Genomic DNA, 17982 nt, shown 5'->3' on the forward strand with positions numbered 1-17982 from the left:
ATATGATATTCCTCACGCTGAGCAGAAAATAAAAATCCCGCAGATCTCACAAACTTCACAGATCAAAATCTGCTTTATCTGTGAAATCTGCGGGAGATATGTTATTGTAATTAAATATCCGCTACAGAATTCAGCATCTTTTGCTCCCATTCCGGGTCTTTTGGATCAAAGAATAATCTTTTCCCTGTATCTAAAGAACGGACAACATTCATTTCATCTGCCGTCAGTTCAAAATCAAATACATTAAAATTCTCTTCAATTCTTGATGGGGTCACAGATTTCGGAATGACTACAAAACCTTCCTGTAAATGCCATCTCAGGATTACCTGGGCCACTGTTTTTCCATATTTCTCAGCAATTGCCTTCAGATCAGGATTATTTAAAAGGCTAGCATTTCCATTACCAAGCGGGCTCCAAGGCTGTGTTATAATATTATTTTCCCTGTCATACACCTGTAATTCTTTTTGTTGGAAAACCGGGTGGAGTTCAATTTGGTTGATGACCGGAAGAATCGTTGAGTTCGATTTTAACTCTTCAAGCTTTTCAACGGTAAAGTTACAAACTCCAATTGCTTTAATCTTTCCTTCCTGATACAGCTCCTCCAAAGCCTTCCATGTTCCCAGAAAATCACCATAAGGCCAGTGAATAAGATACATATCCAGGTAATCCATCTGTAGTCTGTCTAACGTTCTCTGAAATGCACGCTTTGCTTTTTCATACCCATGATCCTGAACCCAGACTTTAGAGGTTATAAATAATTCATTTCGATCAATCCCACTGTTTTTTACGGCATCTCCTACAGCCGTTTCATTTTGATAAATAGCAGCAGTGTCAATCATTCTATACCCTGTCTGAATAGCTTTAATGACAGCATTTTCGCATTCTTTCAGGTCCTCCATCTGCCATACTCCAAAGCCTAAAGCAGGAATATCCACTCCGTTATTTAAGGTTACTACAGGTTGTCCTGTGTAAGTTTTCTTTTGCATAAATCTTTATTTTTATCATTAATATAAAGTGATGAAACAAATTTGCGATAAAAAAACGGAATTCTGGCTTACCAATTTTACTGTTTATTGTTAAAAATGTTATTTGATGAATGTTTGAGATAGGTTGAAAAATGCGGAGGTACAAAAATTTTATCTGCGATAAAATGAATTCTGCATATTTAATAGCCACGGATGCACAAATAAAATTGTATATGAACCGTTTTATCTATAAAATCTATGTTGCTATGTGGTTTATTTTTTTTGAACCACATAGCAACATAGATGATAAATGCAAATAAAATTATTCGTGCATTGGTGGCGAAATATCATCAATATCACACTCCCGAAAATCTTCGATTTTCTTGCGCCTTTGCTATTTCCAACCTCCAAATATTTGTCACTCTATCTATGACTGGGTTCAAATCTCTATTTTCCTTATTTTTGTGGAAGTGATGATTCTTAAATCCTTCATATAAGCCTGTAAATGGAACAGTATACTTTTAATAAAATTGCCAAAGATTCGGAGATCCCTTATGAATTACTATTGTTAGCTGACGAAACCGTTGAAGCTATTAATCAATACATCTTCAAATGTGATATCTATCTGTTACATGACGGAACAGAAAATATTGCTGTGATGGCTTTATATAAAAACAGTGATACTGAACTGGAGATTAAAAATATTGCAGTAATCGAAAGCTATAGAAGCAAAGGAATTGGCAGTATTCTGATTCATAAGGCCAAAGAAATTGCAGCTAACAATCAGTATGAAATTCTGAGCGTGGGAACTTCCGATACCGGATTCCAACAAATTAGATTTTATGAAAAAAACGGTTTCATGAAAACAAGAATACGTAAAGATTTTTTCATTGAAAATTATCCAACTCCAATTTATGAAAATGGGTTACAGATGCGGGATATGATTATTTTAGAATATACCCTGATCTAATTTTTCAATACTGTATATTACTCCTTTGTGCCCATTACTTTACGGAATAATCCTTTAATATGTTCTATTTCCGTTTGATAATTGGTCTTTTTTCGGCATCCGAAATACAAAGTATTTTCCAGCTTTTTCTTTCCCTCCCAGATCAGCTTCACCTCTCCACTGTCAATTGCATTCTTGCACAAGAAATCCGGTACAACGGCTAATCCTGTACCTCCTTTCAGGCAACGGATGATAGAATTGAGATTAGGAACGATATAATTGGGGCGGAAATTCGGTTTGTGACCAAAATTTAAAGTCCAGAACTGGAAAAGATGTTCCATATCTCCGGTAGTTCCATACCATTTCTCATTCTTCAGCCATGCTTCGATCTGTTCAGCATCTTTTGTTTTTAAAACTTTTTTAAAAGCTTCCGTATCTACCTCTTTTCCTCCTACCAATATAATCTGTTCCGAAGAAAATGCTTCATGCTGTATATTAGGTGAAGATCCCTTTTTGGGCGTGATGATGAGATCAAGGATTCCTTTATCCAGCTGATCCAGCATTTCAGGATATTCTCCAAAACTGATAATCAAGTTAAAAGGTAATGAAGAAACATATTGCTCCAAGGTGGTCTGAAAAGTTTCAAAACACATTCCAACACTAATTGTTGGGGTATGCTTTTCTATAGATTTCTGAAAATTTTTCTCTACATCTTCCAGCTTGGTAAGAGGTTCTGCTACAGCATTGAATAATACTTTTCCTCTTTCTGTAGGAATCATTTTTCGCCCGGTCCTGTCAAATAATTTATACCCAACATAGGCTTCGAGTGAACTTAAATGCAAACTTACCCCAGGTTGTGAAATGAATAAGGCATCTGCCGCGCCTGTTAATGTCCCGGTTTTATAGATCGCTTTAAAAGTACGATACCATTCTAAATTGACCATGACTTAATTATTAATATTCTGATACAAAATTACAAAATAATTACAATACTAATATATTTCCATTTCTTAAAAAGGAAGCATAATAATCCGGAATCCCGCTTTCCTCGATCTGACAGGCGGTTTCTTCCAACGGATAACTCAGCTGTACAATTTCAGGAATGATCTTTTCATCATCTAAAGTCAATATTAAATAGGAAGCCAACCTGTTTTCTTCTTTGGAGCGTCCTACAGAACCACAATTGACAGCCCATTTTTTATTTTCAAGCTGTTTTATAAATGATAAATGAGTATGTCCCATCACGATAAGATCAGATTGTGATTCTTTCAGCATGTCAGAAAAAACTTCATTATTCTCAGATTCATACCAATAAGTATCATTGCTTGTAAGACCAGAATGTACCAACTGAATATTCCAATGTTTATTCCCTATTTTATAATTTAATTTTAAATGAAAAGGAAGTTCGGAAAGAAACTGTTTATGGTCTTCCGTAATATTTTTTTTAGAATGATCTATCGCAATAAATCTTGCCTCTGTTTCTGCTTCGGAATGTTTAGGCAAAGGAAAAACAGGTAGATCAAAAGCAATTCTTTCATCATGATTCCCCAGAAGACAGGGTATATTTAAACTTCTAATCTTTTCTATTACTTCATTTCCCCAAGGGGCAAAATCAACCAAATCTCCTAAACAGAATTTCTGATGAATTCCCCTCTGTTCAATATCCTTCAACACCACTTCCAATGCCGGAAGATTCCCATGTACATCACTGAAAACTGCTATCTGTATCATTCTCTGTCAATTTGTTAATCAAATTTACAAGACGAAAGGGAATTCCCGTTCAGATACGGCATGACTTTTTACCATGAAAAAGAATTAATAAGGATGAATTTTGCTTAGTAAGTACATTTTTGGGAGTGGCTGGGAAAAAACTCAAATTTTGAACTCTTCTATTTTATTAATACTAAGCACTAATTCCAATGTATAAATATTCTGATACTTTGCTATAATTTATATTATTTTTATTATACGTAATCTCATTCTAACTTTGCAGAGTAAAATTTAAACAATCATAAAAAAATGAAAAAAGTACTAATCATTAACGGAGGACAAAATTTCGGACATTCCGGAGGAAAATATAATCAAACAATCGCAGAAAATACAATCGCCGTTCTTAAAGAATTTGATAATGTTGAAGTAAAAATCACTAATGTAAGTGAAGGTTATGACAAACATGAAGAAGTAGAAAAATTCGTTTGGGCAGATTATATCATTTACCACACTCCCATCTGGTGGTTTCAACTTCCGAACGGGTTGAAAAAGTATATTGATGAAGTTTTCACAGCCGGCCACGCCAAAGGTATTTATATGAGTGACGGTAGAAATGCAGCAAATCCAGAGATCAACTATGGTACTGGTGGAATGCTTGGTGGAAGAAAATATATGTTAACAACTAGTTGGAATGCTCCTAAAACAGCTTTTACCCTTCCCGGAGAATTCTTTAATGAGAAAAGTGTAGATGAAGGACCGTTATTTGGGTTCCATAGAATGAATGCCTTCGTCTCATTAGAAAAAATGGACAGTTTCCACTTCCATGATGTAGAGAAAAATGCCAATATAGAGCGCGATATGAAGCTTTACAGAAACCATGTGAAAACCGTTTTTGAAAAAGAATTAAAAGCAGAATTAGTATCATGAAAAAAATATTGATCACAGGGATTACCGGCTATATAGGCGGCAGTATCGCTCAAAAATTACTGGACAGGAATTATGAAGTGATCGGGCTGGTTCGTGATGAAGCCCGCGTGCAGGAACTGGAATCGATGGGAATCAAGACCATTATTGGGAATATCCATCATGAAGATCTTATAAAAGAAGTCATTACCAGTGTTGATGCTGTCATCCATAATGCTGATTCCGCAGATGATGCCTATGCTGCAGATAGCTTTATCAAAGCATTGGAAGGAAGCCATAAAACATTCATATTCACTTCTGGATCTGCTATTTTCGGAGGTAAAGAAAATGGTAAAAAAAATGATTTTGTTTTCAGAGAAGATTATCCTTTGATTCCAAGACTGGAAATGGCATCAAGGGTCCTTATCAATAATTATGTTCTGCAGTCAGCTCAGAAGGAAATAAGAAGTATTGTGATTGTTCCCACAATGGTGTATGGACAAGGTCTTGGCTTAAAAAAAGACAGCATCCAAATCCCTGCCCTGATTCATTTTTCTGAGAAAAAAGGACACGGTGTTTATTTTGGAGAGGGTGAAAATATATGGTCAAATTTACATATTGAAGATTTGGCAGACCTTTATGTACTGGCACTGGAAAAAGCAAAAAGCGGTTCCATCTATTATGCAGAAAACGGTTCTTCATCTTTAAGAAACATTGCTGAAATTATCAGCAAAAAATATAATCTGGAGCCCGCCAGATCTTTAAGCGTACAGGAAGCCGTTGACAATTTTGGTCCGGCAGGCGGCTATTTCGGTTTTGCCTCCAATAGTATATGCAGCGCAGACAAAGCAAGAACAGAACTGGAATGGAAACCCATCTATATCTCCATTGAAAATTATATCTAATTATGAAAATTCATCTTACAGCTATTATAAAAACCAAAGAAGAATATCAGGCAGAAGTATCGGCAGTTCTTCAGAATATGGTAAAGGAAACAAGAAAAGAAGAAGCCTGTGAGCTTTACAACCTACATCAGGGAATTGAAGACAAAAACGAATTTGTTTTCTATGAGATCTGGAAAAGCCAAGAAGGACTAGATCGCCACAATCAACAGCCTTACATTCAGTCTTTCGGAACCTTAGTGGATGAAAAGCTTAAGGAAAAACCACAAATATATTTAACTCATATCATTTAAATATGAAAAAAATAGCGTTTTTAATACTGGCCATTTTTACGATAGGATTTATACAGGCCCAGACCAAGAAATCAAAAAATATGAAAAAGAAAATATTATTCGTTGTCACCAGCCATGATAAAAAGGGCAGTACCGGTGAAGATACAGGATATTATCTGGGAGAAGTTTCTCACCCATGGGAAGTTCTTCACAAGGCAGGCTATGAAATTGATTTTGTAAGCCCGAAAGGAGGAACGCCACCAGTAGACGGATTTGATTTAAAAGATCCTGTAAACAAAGAGTTCTGGGAAAACACAGACTATAAAAACAAAATCGATCATTCTTTAACACCATCACAGGTAAATCCCAAAGAGTATTCAACTATTTTTTATGCAGGGGGCCATGGAGCCATGTGGGATTTTGCAGACAATACAGAACTGGCAGACATTGCTTCAACAATTTATGAAAACGGAGGTATTGTAGCAGGCGTTTGCCACGGCCCGGCAGGTTTGGTTAATATCAAACTGAATAATGGAAAATACCTGGTAGATGGAAAAAAGATCAATGCTTTTACCAATGAAGAAGAATCTGCTGTACAATTAACGGATGTTGTTCCTTTTTTACTGGAGAATAAATTAAAAGAAAGAGGAGCAAAATTTGAAAAATCAGGACTTTGGCAAAACCATGTGGTAACGGATCAAAGAGTGATTACGGGACAGAATCCACAATCTGCCAAGAGTGTTGGAGAAGCAATTTTAAAAGAATTAAATAATAAATAAAAAATGGAATACAGAAAATTAGGAAACACTGATCTCGAGCTATCTGTAATTACGCATGGAGCTTTTGCCATCGGTGGAAATATGTGGGGTGGTAATGAAAAACAGGATTCTATTAACTCTATTCATGCATCATTGGATCATGGAGTCACCTCTATTGATACGGCCCCTTTTTACGGTTTTGGATTAAGTGAAGAAATGATAGGTGAAGCTATTAATGGAAAAGATCGTTCAAAAATCCAGCTGTTAACTAAATTCGGTTTAGTTTGGGATGGAAGCAACAATGGAAAAGGAGAATTTTTCTTTGATGTCGAAGAGGATGGAAAAACAATTCCGGTTTATAAGTTCGCTTCCAAAGAAAACATTATCAAAGAAGTTGAAGAAAGTTTAAAAAGACTGGGTACAGATTATATAGACCTTTTACAACTTCACTGGCCAGACAGCACAACAGCCATCAGTGAAACGATGGAAGCTATGGAACTATTAATTCAGCAAGGAAAAATTCGTGCTGCTGGAGTAAGTAATTATAGTGTTGCTCAAATGGAAGAAGCTAACAAAACATTGAAATTAGCGAGCAACCAGGTTTCTTACAGTATGCTAAACCGGGCCATTGAAAACGATCTGGTTCCTTATTCTTTAGAGCAAAATTCAGGAATTATCGTATATAGTCCAATGGAAAGAGGTCTTTTAACAGGTAAATATTTTAAGGATAATACATTAAAAGACAACGACCACAGAAACGGTTATTTTTCTCAGTTTGATTTAAATAAAGTAAAAACTTTCTTAGAAAAAATTGAACCTATTGCTCAGGAAAAAGGAGCCAGCCTTTCTCAATTGGTATTAAAATGGACTACCCTACAACCGGCAATTACAGTCGTATTGGCAGGAGCAAGAAATGCACAGCAGGCTATTGAAAACGCTAAAGCGATGTCTATTGATCTTGCTCAGGAAGAATTGAATTTCATCAATTCTGCTTTGAAAGAGCTTTAATAAAAGGAAGCTGGAAGTACTATTGTCTATTAGAATTGCTACTAGTAGCTTAATTTAAATTAATAATTAAATTGAGCTTTAGTAAATCATATAGACTTCATTAACTTCCAGCTTCCTTACTTTATTACTTTGCTATCGGCATGTGGGTACTAACTGCAATTCTGTTCCATGCATTGATCGTCACAATCGCCATGATAATCTGAGCAATCTGAGCATCATCAAAAAATGCTTTAGCTTTTTGGTAAATCTCATCAGTTAATCCTTGTTGGCTGATCAGTGTAATTTCCTCTGTCATAGCCAAAAGCACCTGTTCTTCTTCTGTAAAAAACTCTTTAGCTTCTGTCCATCCATTCAGAATAAAGATTCTTTGAGGCGTTTCACCATATTTGATGGCATCTTTTGTATGCATATCAAGGCAGAAAGCACATTTATTGATCTGTGAAGCTCTGATTTTGATTAATTCCTTTTGAATATGGGTTAAAGAAGTTGTCTGTAAATATCCTTCTAATCCCATCATCGCTTTATACGCTGCTGAATCTACTGTTGCAATATTTAATCTTGCGCTCATTATATAATTATTTTTTGGTTAATTGATCTATACTAAAAGAATATTCCTGCTGAACAGCCAATAAAAGAGCTGCCGCACTTCCCACCCAGACGGAGTAATTGAGCGGAGCTTTAGAACCTAATGCAATAGTCATTGATATAGCAAAAACTAATAATAAAATACTGCTTCCATAGGCTGCAATTCTGGTTTTAAAACCTAAGATCAGCATCAATGGGAAAAGTATTTCCAAAAATGTGGCTGCATAAGCGGAAAAAGTACTCAACGCTTCCGGAAGAAAAAAGGTCAGTGATCTTGTATATTCTTCAAAACTTTTCATGTTTCCCCATGATGAATTTTCTGCACTCCATAACCCGAATCGGTCGGCTACTGCAGAAAGCATGGTTACAGAAAGAGCAAGTCTTAAAAATAGCTGCGGAAATTGTTTTTGTGTATTTGTCATTGCATTAGCTTTTAATCACATGGCAAATTTCCGATATCTGATCCGTAAAAAACTTAAACTGGTTTAAGAACGTAATTTTGCTTTGATTTCACTTAAATATTCCGGAGTAAAACCAAGAAACGAAGCGATAAGATATTGGGGAATCCGTTGAATAAACCAAGGATATAATGTACTGAAATGAACGTACAACTCTTCTCGTGAATATTCAGTCAGATACCGAAGTTTCCTTTCGGAAGCCGCATAGGCTCTCTGATAAATAATTCTGAAATATTTTTCCATCACAGGATGTTTTTCCAGTAATAGTTCCTGGCCTTTAAAATCAATAACAAGAATAATAGACTTTTCCACAGACTGAATATTAAAATCTGTCTGCAACTGTCTTTCATAAGCAAACGTATCTGTGATCCACCAGTTTTCAATAGCAAACTGAGTGGTATGCTCTACTCCTTTTTCATTAATAAAATACTTTCTCAGACAACCTTCCACCACAAAATACATGTTTCGACAAATCTCACCTTCCAACATCAGACTTTGCTTCTTCTTCACCTTCAATACTTCGAAGAATGAAAAAATTGAAAGATACTCTTCGTCTGTTACCGTAATGAATTTATTTAAATGTGCCTTGAAATTATCCATCTTTAGAATTGAATACTCAAACTTAACTTTATTTTTTTAGTTTTACAATGACAAAATATGAAATCATGGAACTCGTTGCTAAAATCCTTATCGCAGTCGTTGCACTGGAACATCTCTATATTCTTTGGATGGAAATGTTTGCATGGGAAACCAAAGGAAAAGAAGTTTTCAAGGCTGCTCTTCCTCCGGAAATGTTTAAGCCCACTAAAGGATTGGCTGCCAACCAGGGATTGTATAATGGTTTTCTGGCTGCCGGGCTGATCTGGTCTTTTCTGATTAAAGATCCGCAATGGCAGGATAATATTGCATTATTCTTTTTAATTTGTGTGGCTGTAGCAGGTATTTATGGTGCTATTTCTGCTACGAAGAAAATATTTTTTGTTCAGGCATTGCCTGCAATATTGGCAATTCTTGCTGTTTTACTGAAGTAATTCTACTCATCATAGGATATAGATTTTTCTACAAAAAATCTGCACGATCAAAACTCTCTAATCTTTAGTGACAGAGGTAAAATCCCTATGAATATATCATTCTATAATCACACTCAAAATCAGCTTTTTAGACTCCAAAAAATCCATTTAAAATAAAATTCGTAAATTTGCAACGTCGTAAAAAACTGATATACAGGTTTTTTATAATGATCCGCATTTTGATGAAATGTAGGAATTCAAGTTGTTCTGTACACATATCTTTTATTACCTCATCAGTAATTTAATTGTAGAATCCATGTAAAAGATTTACCTCTTTTTACACATGACACTCTTTTTCTAGAGTAAAATCTATTGAAATATTTAAAATAAACATAAGGCCACGGAGCTTTATGCTATTATTTTTTTGCTAAAAGCTTTTATCATTATAAGCTCGGCAGATTATTTTGTACGCTCGTTACCAAAAGAACAACATCAAAGTTAAATGTTTAATCATATAATTATATACAATATTGTGTATCAATTATTAATTAAAAAATTCTGAATATGGAAAAAAATGAAAACGGTAGAAAAGTAAAACTTAAAGTTGAAGATCTGACGATTATTTTTGGTAAAAACAAAGAAAAAGCACAGGAACTTTTAGACAAAGGTTTTTCCAAAAAGGAAATTCTAGAAAAAACAGGTTGCACTGTAGGAATCAACAAAGCGAGTTTTGAGATCTATGAGGGTGAATTCTTTGTCATCATGGGGCTGTCCGGAAGCGGAAAATCTACCTTACTGCGTTGTCTTAACAGACTGAACGAACCTACTTCAGGTAAAGTATATATCAATGATGATAATATTACCGGTAAAAACAATAAAGAACTTCTGGAAGTAAGAAGAACGGAAATGAGTATGGTATTTCAAAAATTTGGTTTACTGCCTCATCACAATATCTTAGATAATGCAGGTTTCGGACTTGAAATCAGAGGAGAAAGTAAAGCTTCCCGCGATGAAAAAGCACAGAAAGCTCTGGATATTGTTGGATTAAACGGTTTCGAAAATCAATATCCTTCCCAACTTTCGGGAGGAATGCAACAGAGAGTAGGATTAGCAAGAGCTTTGGCCAACGATCCGGAAGTATTGCTTATGGATGAAGCTTTCTCCGCGCTGGATCCTTTGATAAAATCTGAAATGCAGGACCAAATGCTGGAGTTGCAAAACACTTTACAAAAAACCATTGTATTTATTACCCATGACCTCGACGAAGCCATTAAAATTGGAGACCGTATCGTCATTATGAAGGATGGCGTCATAGAACAAATAGGAACTGCCGAAGATATTTTAACCAACCCTGCAAGCGATTATGTAAAAGCATTTGTAGAGAAAGTAGACCGTAAAACAATTATTACCGCCAGATCTTTGATGTTCGATAAAGCTACAGTGGTGCGTTTTAGAAAAGATGGTCCCGAAGGAGCCTTACGAAAAATGAGAGCAACAGGATTAGAAAACCTGCCCGTTGTAGATTTTCAAAATAAATTTCTTGGTTTTGTAACGCTTAATGATGTTGTCAGAATTGCCAAAAAGAAAGAACCTACAGTAGAATCTATTATCAACAATAATGTACCTTCAGTTTATCCCGAGGTTACGGTAGAAGAAATGTTACCATTAATTTCAGGAAGTAAATCGGCCATTGCTGTTGTAGATGAAAACAATAAATTTTTAGGCCTTGTTACCCAACTTTCTCTTGTCATAGAAGCTACCAAATTTAACGAAGAAGAAATCATTGAATTAAAAGAAATCGCAAACAATCAATAAGATGAATAAAATTATAGATATAGGTCAATATGTAGAAACTGCAATCAATTGGCTCACAGAAAACGGAAAACCTGTATTTGATGTCATAAAACATGTAGGAAACGCCTCTATCATGGGGATTGAATGGGTACTTATAAATACTCCATTTTATGTAATCATCCTCTTCATTACACTTTTAGCATTGTGGAAAGCCGGGAAAGGTATCGCCATTGTTACGGCAGCAGGATTAAGCCTGATATTTTTGATGGGATTATGGAAAGAAACCATGGAAACGCTGGCACTTATCTTCGTAGCAACCATTACTGCCCTTATCCTTTCTATCCCTCTGGGAATTTTAGCTGCCAAAAACAAGATTGCCGCAAAAATTATTCGTCCTTTATTGGATTTAATGCAAACCATGCCTGCATTCGTTTACCTGATTCCTGCGGTACTGTTTTTCAGCATCGGAAAAGTGCCCGGCGCTTTTGCAACAATCATTTTTGCAATGCCTCCAGCGGTACGTTTAACAACATTGGGAATAGAATCTGTACCGAAAGATATTGTAGAAGCAGCACGTGCTTTTGGAGCAACCAACCGTCAGATCCTATTTAAAGTGGAACTTCCTCTGGCCATGAAAACTATTTTAACAGGGATTAATCAAACCATCCTTTTATCCCTATCTATGGTTGTGATTGCCGGAATGATTGCCGCAGGTGGTCTGGGTGAGAAAGTACTGGAAGGAATTAATAATCTGGATATCGGATTAGGATTTGAAAGCGGATTATCCGTTGTCATTTTAGCCATTATCCTCGACAGGATTACCCAAGGATTTGTAAAGAAAAAACAATAAGATGAAACAATTAAAATATCTATTTTTTCCCATTTTAATGATCCTATTTGGTTCATTAAATTCATGTGGAAATATAAAAAACTCCAAATATATTACCATAGGAATGGTAGATGGCTGGGCAGAAGATGTGGCGATGACGCATGTAGCTAAAGCAATTTTGGATCAACAAGGCTATCATGTCATTATTCAAAAAGCCTCTACAGATATGATTCTGGCTTCCATGAACAATGAAGATACAGACCTTTTCATGGGAGTTTGGCTTCCTTACACCCATGCTAAAAAACTGGCTAAATTTCCGGGATTAACACATCTGGGAACCAATTATAACAATGGCCGTATAGGATTGGTAGTTCCCGAATATGTTTCCATTCAGTCTATTGAAGAACTTAACCAGCATCAGGAACAGTTCAATCACAGAATCATTGGGATTGAAAAGGGCGCAGGATTGACAACAGGAACAGATAAAGCAATTATTGATTATAAACTGGATTATCAACAGATCAACTCCTCTACCATTGCCATGATCACCGAATTACAGAACGCCATACAGCGTAAACAATGGATTGTGGTAACAGGATGGCAGCCTCACTGGATGTTTGGTAAAATGAAGCTTAAGTTTCTTGACGATTCCAAAAAGATATTTGGTGAAGCGGAACAGATTAAAACCTATTCAAGAAAAAGCTTTGGTACAGATTATCCGGAACTGGCAACATTCTTTTCTAACCTCCATTTTGATGATGAAACGATGTCTGATCTTTTAATCCAAATGGAACAGAGTAAAAATAAAGAAGCCACTGCACAAAAATGGGTGGAAGAACATGCTGAGCTGGTCAATACATGGTTAGATAAAAAGTAATTTAGAAAATCATGTATGACAACTAAAAATCCTCAACTCTACTGAGTCTGAGGATTTTTTATTGCTCTTTTACGATCCTGAAGTAGTCATGGACTCCTTAATCTTCTCTCTATGAAGTATTCCCCAGTTTACCAGTGTCTCCGTAACCGGAAATACTGATTTTCCATATTCCGTCACTGCATAAGTCACTGTAATCGGTTTTGTATCCTGTATTGTTCTTGTAATCAGAAGATTCGTTTCCAGTTCTTTCAGTTCTTTGCTCAGCATTTTAGCAGAAATTCCATCAATGCCACGCTCAAGTTTTTTAAAATGAATCTGCTGATCGGTTCTGTTGGTCAGATATCTGAGAATCATCAATTTCCATTTTCCACCCAGAACATCCAAACTATCACGCATGGCGAATAATTCCTCCGTACAGGTCGCTTCTCTTTCGGTTCCGTTTTCAATAATTTTTGCCATAATAGTTTCATCAAGGTAACTAGTTACCATTTGTTAACTAGTAGCAAATATAAACTATTCCCGTTTTACATTTGTACATCAAATTAACAATATGAAAGCAGTTATTTTAAATAAAGATTTTAAACTTGAAGAGGGTTTTACAGAACAACCTCAACCCCAAAACAATGAAGTATTAATTCAGATCAAGGCAAGTGGCTTCAATCCTATCGATTATCAGATGCTGGAAAATGAATTGGAAAGAAAGTTAATCAGTTCACCTATATTAGGAAGGGAATTATCTGGAATTATTGTAGAAAAAGGAGCTGATGTTACTCAATTCAACATTGGAGATGAAGTATTCTGTGGCAGTGGCTCTATGGGAAGCAATGGGACTTATGCAGAATACATTTCTGTTCCGGAAGCCATTGTTTCGCTCAAACCTAAAAATATTTCCTTCGAACAGGCAGCTTCTATTCCATCCGCAGGTTTAACTTCTTTACAAATTTTTAACCGGTTAAAATTACAGCCGCAACAAACGATTCTTATCACAGGTGCTGCCGGAGGAGTAGGTTCTTTTTTACTTAAGATTTTATTAGCTCATCATATTGAGAACTTTATTGCAACGGTTGGAAGTGAAGAAAATAGACAAATGCTTTTGAGCCTGGGGGTAAAAGACCATCAAATCGTTAATTATAAAGAAGAAAACCTTATAGACAATATTTTAAAGGCCAATCACCATCAATCTTTTGATATCGGAATTGATCTGGTAGGAAATTATATGGCTAAAGTCACAGCTGAAGTATTAAAAATCAATGGTACTTATGTAGATGTCACTGCTCTTGTCACCAAGGAAGCTCATGAACTTCTTTTCAACAAAGGAACTGTAATGATGAATATCTCCAATTACACCTACGGCATGGCTAAACAATATGATTATTATAAAAACAGTTTAGAGGAAATTACAAAACTTATTGAAAATGGTTCCATCGTTCCATCACAACATAAAATAATAGGTAATCTTTCTTTGGAAACTGTTCTAGAGGCACACTCCATTCTTAAAAATAACCAGACTCAAGGTCATAAACTTATCATGAAAAACTCGTAACCAATGAACAAAATACCAAGACGCATCGTAACAGGAATTAAAGACGGAAAATCCATCATTGCAGAAGATCAACAGGTAGAAAATGCCATAGAACATTTCCCTGGACTCATTATTTCAGATATCTGGAATACTCAAACAACTCCTGCAAGCCTGGATCATGAAACAAGAATTCCCAATACCGGATTTCCACAAACACCCAAAAACGGAACCTATTTCCGATATGTAGTTATTCCTCCTGATAAAGATCTCGGCGTCGAATTCAAAAAAGGAGAACCTCATCCTATGATGCACCAGACACCAACATTAGATTATATTATCATCCTTTCCGGTGAACTTTATTTGATGATGGAAGAAGGAGAAACCCTGCTCAAGCCTGGAGATATTGTCATACAAAGAGGAACAAACCATGCATGGAGTAACCGTTCTGATGAACCTTGTATACAACTGGCTGTACTGATAGATGCGAGTGAAAATATTGATTAAAGATTATTTTTCCCCACGGATTACACAGATTTTCACAGATGAAAAAGGTCTGCGTAATCTGTGAGAGCCTTAATCCTTGTTGGAAATCGCAAAGAGACAAGAAAATCTAAGATTTTAGGCAATATATTTGGCCACGAATGCACGAATAAATATTTCTAATATATTTCAAAAAACTATGTGCCTATGGGGTAAAAATTATTAAACCACATAAGCACATAGATCTTATTCATGAAGTTCTGCAAGTATCATTTTATTCGTGCATTCGTGGCATTTAAATAAGCAGCATGCAAATTTTATCGCAGATAAAACCCTGACGCCTTAAATACAACGCTTCAGAACTTTACATCTTATCAATTTTCAACATACTACAAAGCCGAAATCTCCTTCAATTTCTGTTTCATTTTTTCAGGAGACAATAATCCTTCCTGATAATACACCAAATTCTGATTCTTATCCAGGAAAATCCACAGCGGATAAACTGGCTGTTCCTTGTTTTTTGACAATGCCAACGCCAGTTCATGAATCCCGGAATTACCATTGGATAAATATTCAAATTCCTGTCCTTGAAAATTGATCTTTTCTTTTGTTTTTTCAGCCTCAAAATGGATCAGATAAAAATTGTTATTCATCATTTCGACTAACTCTTTATCCTTATTCAAACGAAAAGATTCGATTTTACAGACCGAACACCAATCCGTATATAGATGAATTACAACAGGTTTTGGAGAATCTTTTTGTAAACGTTCCAGTTCAGAAAAAGTCCCTGTCTTCATCTGAGACAAATAAAGACAGGGCACAAACATTAAAAATAAAATAAAAGGTCTCATTTTAGGGTATATTTCACTCCCAGGAACCCTCTGATACGTTGCATTGGAGCATATCCATAAGCGGTATCGAAAGTATAATGATTGGGATTGCTGACCGGATCATCAACATGTTTATCAAAGGGGTCAAAAGGCCTCATCAGAGGGTCTTTAGGAGTAAAGTTGAATAAGTTTTTAATGCCACAATAAACTTCAAATCCGGATTTAAAGCTCTTTGAAACCTGAATATTAGCTAACGAATAAAATGGTGAATATTCAGGACGGAAGTCATTAGGCAAAACCGGAAGTCTCATAGGCCCATAAAACTGTCCTGTGAAATCTACCGTCAGATTACTAGGAAATTTATAGGTCAGGTTATAGGTTCCACTCCATTTTGGAGCATGCAGTTGCTGTGTTTTTTGATTTTCATCATCATATTTCTGATAAACATCAAGATAGGTTACTCCTACATTGACACTTAAAGGAAATGAAAAACTGAAATCCACATTCAATGAAGCACCTCTGGAAATTCCATATCCATGAAGATTATCATAAATGATTTTATTCGGATCAGAATCGAAATCACCAACAATTTTATTACTGAAATAGGTATAGAAAGCCGAAGCATCAAGATTCACCATTCGGGTTCCCACAGGAATTTTCCAGATATAGTTCAAATTTCCGTTCACAGATCTTTCAGGTTGCAGATCTGATTTCACTACCACTTCTCTGGAACCGGTCAGCGCAGCATGATCCTCTGTAAAAAGATTCACGACTCTGAACCCTGTTCCGAAGTTGAATCTCAATGTATGATACGGATTCGGCGAGAATTTCCATGCAAATCTTGGAGAATGTATGGAGTGATGCACTTTATCGTAATCATAACGGTATCCTAATAACAAAGTATTTTTATCATTAATCTCCCATTGGTCCTGAACAAATGCCCCCCAGATCGGGGACTTCATGGGTGCATTGGTTATGCCATCTGATGCCAGAGTTCCCGGAGTATTATCATCATAAAAAGTTCTTTTAAAAGTTATCCCGGCTGTAATATCATGTTTTCCAAAACTTCTATCCCAATACGTTTGTACAAAAGCTACTTTCTGAAGAGCATTGAACGGATTAGATCCGTAAAAAGAATTCTGGTCATGATAATTATAGGAAAACTGAGTCACGATATGCTCCTTCATCGGCCATTCATACAACCCGAAAATTTCCGCTCTGTTGGTATAAATACTTTCTCCATACACTTCATCACTACCACGGAAAGATTTATTCCACTGCATTTCACCTCCAAAACGGTCTTCATAAAGATATCTCATCGCAAAACTCGCCTGTCGGTTATCTTTTCTTTTAAAATTCCATTTGTTAAAAATAGAAATTCTGTCCTGTAAAGTAGAATCTGTAAAATTGTCTTTATTCTGATCTATTCTTTCCTTAAAACTGAAATAATTTAAACTTAATAAGGAAGCTACATTCTTTCCAAGATTAAATTTTGTAGAAAGGTCAAGGTTATTTTCAGCCCATGTACTGGTCATCATATCTACGCTCAGTTTTGGAGCCGTTAAAGCATTTTTAGTAATAATATTAATCACTCCCCCCATTGCTTCAGAGCCATAAATAGAAGATGCCGGACCTTTTACCACTTCTATTCTGTCTACCAAACTGTTGGGAATTCCACTCAATCCATATACGGTAGAAAGTGAACTTACGATGGGCATTCCATCAATCAGGATCATGGTATAAGGCCCTTCCAAACCATTGATATGAATATCTCCGGTGTTACATACAGAACAGTTCAACTGTGGTTTTACTCCATTTACCATACTGATGGCTTCAAAAATACTTGGAGTAGGATTTTTCTGAAAAAATTTCTGACTGTAGATCTCAACCGCCACCGGGCTTTTGGATCTGCTCATTGGTTTTATAGTTCCGGTTACCACTACATCCTCAATAGTACTTGTTTTGATCTCTTTTTTGAAAACCCTTGCAGAATCTGTGTTTTTATGTTGATTTAAATTTAAACTGTCTGTCTCCTGGGCAAAACAATAAGAGGATAAAAAAGTAATAGAAAATAATATTCGCTTCATGAAATTAAAATTGTTAGACAAATCTAACAATTATTTTTTAATT

Annotated in this window: 21 protein-coding genes; 12 read left to right on the forward strand and 9 right to left on the reverse strand. The window is 35.7% G+C overall.

Going from position 1 to position 17982, the window contains the following annotated elements; translation table 11 throughout:
• Positions 1-110: 110 nt before the first annotated feature.
• The gene (locus tag EG344_RS06335; protein WP_123908756.1) at positions 111-986 is read right to left on the reverse strand and encodes an aldo/keto reductase; all 876 of its coding nucleotides are present in this window, start codon (positions 984-986) and stop codon (positions 111-113) included.
• A 484-nt stretch (positions 987-1470) separates the two neighbouring features.
• Between EG344_RS06335 and EG344_RS06340 the strand changes: the two genes are divergently transcribed.
• Positions 1471-1935 carry a GNAT family N-acetyltransferase gene (locus EG344_RS06340; RefSeq protein ID WP_123908757.1) on the forward strand — a complete coding sequence of 155 codons (465 nt, stop codon included), beginning with the start codon at positions 1471-1473 and terminating at the stop codon, positions 1933-1935.
• Positions 1936-1952: 17 nt separating this feature from the next.
• Here EG344_RS06340 and EG344_RS06345 read toward each other — a convergent pair whose 3' ends face one another.
• On the reverse strand, positions 1953-2858 hold the full coding sequence (locus EG344_RS06345; protein WP_123908758.1) for a LysR family transcriptional regulator: 906 nt from the start codon (positions 2856-2858) through the stop codon (positions 1953-1955).
• 40 nt (positions 2859-2898) lie between these two features.
• Complete coding sequence (locus EG344_RS06350) at positions 2899-3645, reverse strand: metallophosphoesterase family protein (protein ID WP_123908759.1); 747 nt, start codon at positions 3643-3645, stop codon at positions 2899-2901.
• Positions 3646-3933: 288 nt separating this feature from the next.
• Here EG344_RS06350 and EG344_RS06355 point away from each other — a divergent pair, with 288 nt between their 5' ends.
• Genes EG344_RS06355 through EG344_RS06375 form a run of 5 tightly spaced genes read left to right on the forward strand, consistent with a single transcriptional unit; the run spans position 3934 to position 7467 of the window.
• Entirely contained in the window at positions 3934-4551 is a 618-nt protein-coding gene (locus EG344_RS06355) for an NAD(P)H-dependent oxidoreductase (RefSeq protein ID WP_123908760.1), read from the forward strand.
• Positions 4548-5432 carry an NAD-dependent epimerase/dehydratase family protein gene (locus EG344_RS06360; RefSeq protein ID WP_123908761.1) on the forward strand — a complete coding sequence of 295 codons (885 nt, stop codon included), beginning with the start codon at positions 4548-4550 and terminating at the stop codon, positions 5430-5432. Before EG344_RS06355 ends, EG344_RS06360 begins: the two co-directional genes overlap by 4 nt.
• A gap of 2 nt (positions 5433-5434) precedes the next feature.
• Positions 5435-5722, forward strand: a complete 288-nt coding sequence (locus tag EG344_RS06365) for a putative quinol monooxygenase (RefSeq protein ID WP_123908762.1) — start codon at positions 5435-5437, stop codon at positions 5720-5722.
• Positions 5723-5724: 2 nt separating this feature from the next.
• Entirely contained in the window at positions 5725-6480 is a 756-nt protein-coding gene (locus tag EG344_RS06370; protein WP_228412869.1) for a type 1 glutamine amidotransferase domain-containing protein, read from the forward strand.
• Positions 6481-6483: 3 nt separating this feature from the next.
• Complete coding sequence (locus tag EG344_RS06375; RefSeq protein WP_123908763.1) at positions 6484-7467, forward strand: aldo/keto reductase; 984 nt, start codon at positions 6484-6486, stop codon at positions 7465-7467.
• A 124-nt stretch (positions 7468-7591) separates the two neighbouring features.
• On the opposite strand, the gene EG344_RS06380 is transcribed toward EG344_RS06375, so the two are convergent.
• From EG344_RS06380 to EG344_RS06390, 3 genes are all read right to left on the reverse strand, one after another.
• A complete protein-coding gene (locus EG344_RS06380) occupies positions 7592-8035 on the reverse strand; it encodes a carboxymuconolactone decarboxylase family protein (RefSeq protein ID WP_123908764.1) in 444 nt (147 codons plus the stop codon).
• Between the two features lie 7 nt (positions 8036-8042).
• The gene (locus EG344_RS06385; protein WP_164464397.1) at positions 8043-8474 is read right to left on the reverse strand and encodes a DoxX family protein; all 432 of its coding nucleotides are present in this window, start codon (positions 8472-8474) and stop codon (positions 8043-8045) included.
• A gap of 63 nt (positions 8475-8537) precedes the next feature.
• The gene (locus tag EG344_RS06390) at positions 8538-9110 is read right to left on the reverse strand and encodes a Crp/Fnr family transcriptional regulator (protein WP_123908765.1); all 573 of its coding nucleotides are present in this window, start codon (positions 9108-9110) and stop codon (positions 8538-8540) included.
• 65 nt (positions 9111-9175) lie between these two features.
• Here EG344_RS06390 and EG344_RS06395 point away from each other — a divergent pair, with 65 nt between their 5' ends.
• The 4 genes from EG344_RS06395 to EG344_RS06410 all read left to right on the forward strand — a co-directional run bounded on the left by EG344_RS06395 (position 9176) and on the right by EG344_RS06410 (position 13020).
• Positions 9176-9541, forward strand: coding sequence for a DUF1304 domain-containing protein (locus EG344_RS06395; protein WP_123908766.1), 366 nt, complete (start codon positions 9176-9178; stop codon positions 9539-9541).
• 543 nt (positions 9542-10084) lie between these two features.
• Entirely contained in the window at positions 10085-11335 is a 1251-nt protein-coding gene (locus tag EG344_RS06400) for a glycine betaine/L-proline ABC transporter ATP-binding protein (protein WP_123908767.1), read from the forward strand.
• Between the two features lies 1 nt (position 11336).
• Positions 11337-12164, forward strand: coding sequence for an ABC transporter permease (locus EG344_RS06405; RefSeq protein WP_228412870.1), 828 nt, complete (start codon positions 11337-11339; stop codon positions 12162-12164).
• A gap of 1 nt (position 12165) precedes the next feature.
• Positions 12166-13020, forward strand: coding sequence for a glycine betaine ABC transporter substrate-binding protein (locus tag EG344_RS06410; RefSeq protein ID WP_123908768.1), 855 nt, complete (start codon positions 12166-12168; stop codon positions 13018-13020).
• A gap of 69 nt (positions 13021-13089) precedes the next feature.
• On the opposite strand, the gene EG344_RS06415 is transcribed toward EG344_RS06410, so the two are convergent.
• A complete protein-coding gene (locus tag EG344_RS06415; RefSeq protein ID WP_123911770.1) occupies positions 13090-13479 on the reverse strand; it encodes a winged helix-turn-helix transcriptional regulator in 390 nt (129 codons plus the stop codon).
• 91 nt (positions 13480-13570) lie between these two features.
• Here EG344_RS06415 and EG344_RS06420 point away from each other — a divergent pair, with 91 nt between their 5' ends.
• Entirely contained in the window at positions 13571-14563 is a 993-nt protein-coding gene (locus tag EG344_RS06420) for an NADP-dependent oxidoreductase (RefSeq protein WP_123908769.1), read from the forward strand.
• Between the two features lie 3 nt (positions 14564-14566).
• Complete coding sequence (locus EG344_RS06425) at positions 14567-15046, forward strand: cupin domain-containing protein (RefSeq protein WP_123908770.1); 480 nt, start codon at positions 14567-14569, stop codon at positions 15044-15046.
• A gap of 365 nt (positions 15047-15411) precedes the next feature.
• Here the strand turns inward: EG344_RS06425 and EG344_RS06430 are convergent, their stop codons facing one another.
• Together EG344_RS06430 and EG344_RS06435 are read right to left on the reverse strand one after the other, a co-directional pair.
• Entirely contained in the window at positions 15412-15819 is a 408-nt protein-coding gene (locus EG344_RS06430) for a thioredoxin family protein (RefSeq protein ID WP_228412871.1), read from the reverse strand.
• A gap of 50 nt (positions 15820-15869) precedes the next feature.
• Positions 15870-17939, reverse strand: coding sequence for a TonB-dependent receptor plug domain-containing protein (locus tag EG344_RS06435; protein WP_123908772.1), 2070 nt, complete (start codon positions 17937-17939; stop codon positions 15870-15872).
• Between the last annotated feature and the right edge of the window lie 43 nt (positions 17940-17982).

Origin of the sequence: Chryseobacterium sp. G0162, assembly GCF_003815715.1 — a bacterium.
GTDB lineage: Bacteria > Bacteroidota > Bacteroidia > Flavobacteriales > Weeksellaceae > Chryseobacterium.

Coding starts and splice junctions, on each gene's coding strand:
- EG344_RS06335 (WP_123908756.1), bottom strand. CDS start 986: ATGCAAAAGAAAACTTACACAGGACAACCTGTAGTAACCTTAAATAAC.
- EG344_RS06340 (WP_123908757.1), top strand. CDS start 1,471: ATGGAACAGTATACTTTTAATAAAATTGCCAAAGATTCGGAGATCCCT.
- EG344_RS06345 (WP_123908758.1), bottom strand. CDS start 2,858: ATGGTCAATTTAGAATGGTATCGTACTTTTAAAGCGATCTATAAAACC.
- EG344_RS06350 (WP_123908759.1), bottom strand. CDS start 3,645: ATGATACAGATAGCAGTTTTCAGTGATGTACATGGGAATCTTCCGGCA.
- EG344_RS06355 (WP_123908760.1), top strand. CDS start 3,934: ATGAAAAAAGTACTAATCATTAACGGAGGACAAAATTTCGGACATTCC.
- EG344_RS06360 (WP_123908761.1), top strand. CDS start 4,548: ATGAAAAAAATATTGATCACAGGGATTACCGGCTATATAGGCGGCAGT.
- EG344_RS06365 (WP_123908762.1), top strand. CDS start 5,435: ATGAAAATTCATCTTACAGCTATTATAAAAACCAAAGAAGAATATCAG.
- EG344_RS06370 (WP_228412869.1), top strand. CDS start 5,725: ATGAAAAAAATAGCGTTTTTAATACTGGCCATTTTTACGATAGGATTT.
- EG344_RS06375 (WP_123908763.1), top strand. CDS start 6,484: ATGGAATACAGAAAATTAGGAAACACTGATCTCGAGCTATCTGTAATT.
- EG344_RS06380 (WP_123908764.1), bottom strand. CDS start 8,035: ATGAGCGCAAGATTAAATATTGCAACAGTAGATTCAGCAGCGTATAAA.
- EG344_RS06385 (WP_164464397.1), bottom strand. CDS start 8,474: ATGACAAATACACAAAAACAATTTCCGCAGCTATTTTTAAGACTTGCT.
- EG344_RS06390 (WP_123908765.1), bottom strand. CDS start 9,110: ATGGATAATTTCAAGGCACATTTAAATAAATTCATTACGGTAACAGAC.
- EG344_RS06395 (WP_123908766.1), top strand. CDS start 9,176: ATGGAACTCGTTGCTAAAATCCTTATCGCAGTCGTTGCACTGGAACAT.
- EG344_RS06400 (WP_123908767.1), top strand. CDS start 10,085: ATGGAAAAAAATGAAAACGGTAGAAAAGTAAAACTTAAAGTTGAAGAT.
- EG344_RS06405 (WP_228412870.1), top strand. CDS start 11,337: ATGAATAAAATTATAGATATAGGTCAATATGTAGAAACTGCAATCAAT.
- EG344_RS06410 (WP_123908768.1), top strand. CDS start 12,166: ATGAAACAATTAAAATATCTATTTTTTCCCATTTTAATGATCCTATTT.
- EG344_RS06415 (WP_123911770.1), bottom strand. CDS start 13,479: ATGGCAAAAATTATTGAAAACGGAACCGAAAGAGAAGCGACCTGTACG.
- EG344_RS06420 (WP_123908769.1), top strand. CDS start 13,571: ATGAAAGCAGTTATTTTAAATAAAGATTTTAAACTTGAAGAGGGTTTT.
- EG344_RS06425 (WP_123908770.1), top strand. CDS start 14,567: ATGAACAAAATACCAAGACGCATCGTAACAGGAATTAAAGACGGAAAA.
- EG344_RS06430 (WP_228412871.1), bottom strand. CDS start 15,819: ATGAAGACAGGGACTTTTTCTGAACTGGAACGTTTACAAAAAGATTCT.
- EG344_RS06435 (WP_123908772.1), bottom strand. CDS start 17,939: ATGAAGCGAATATTATTTTCTATTACTTTTTTATCCTCTTATTGTTTT.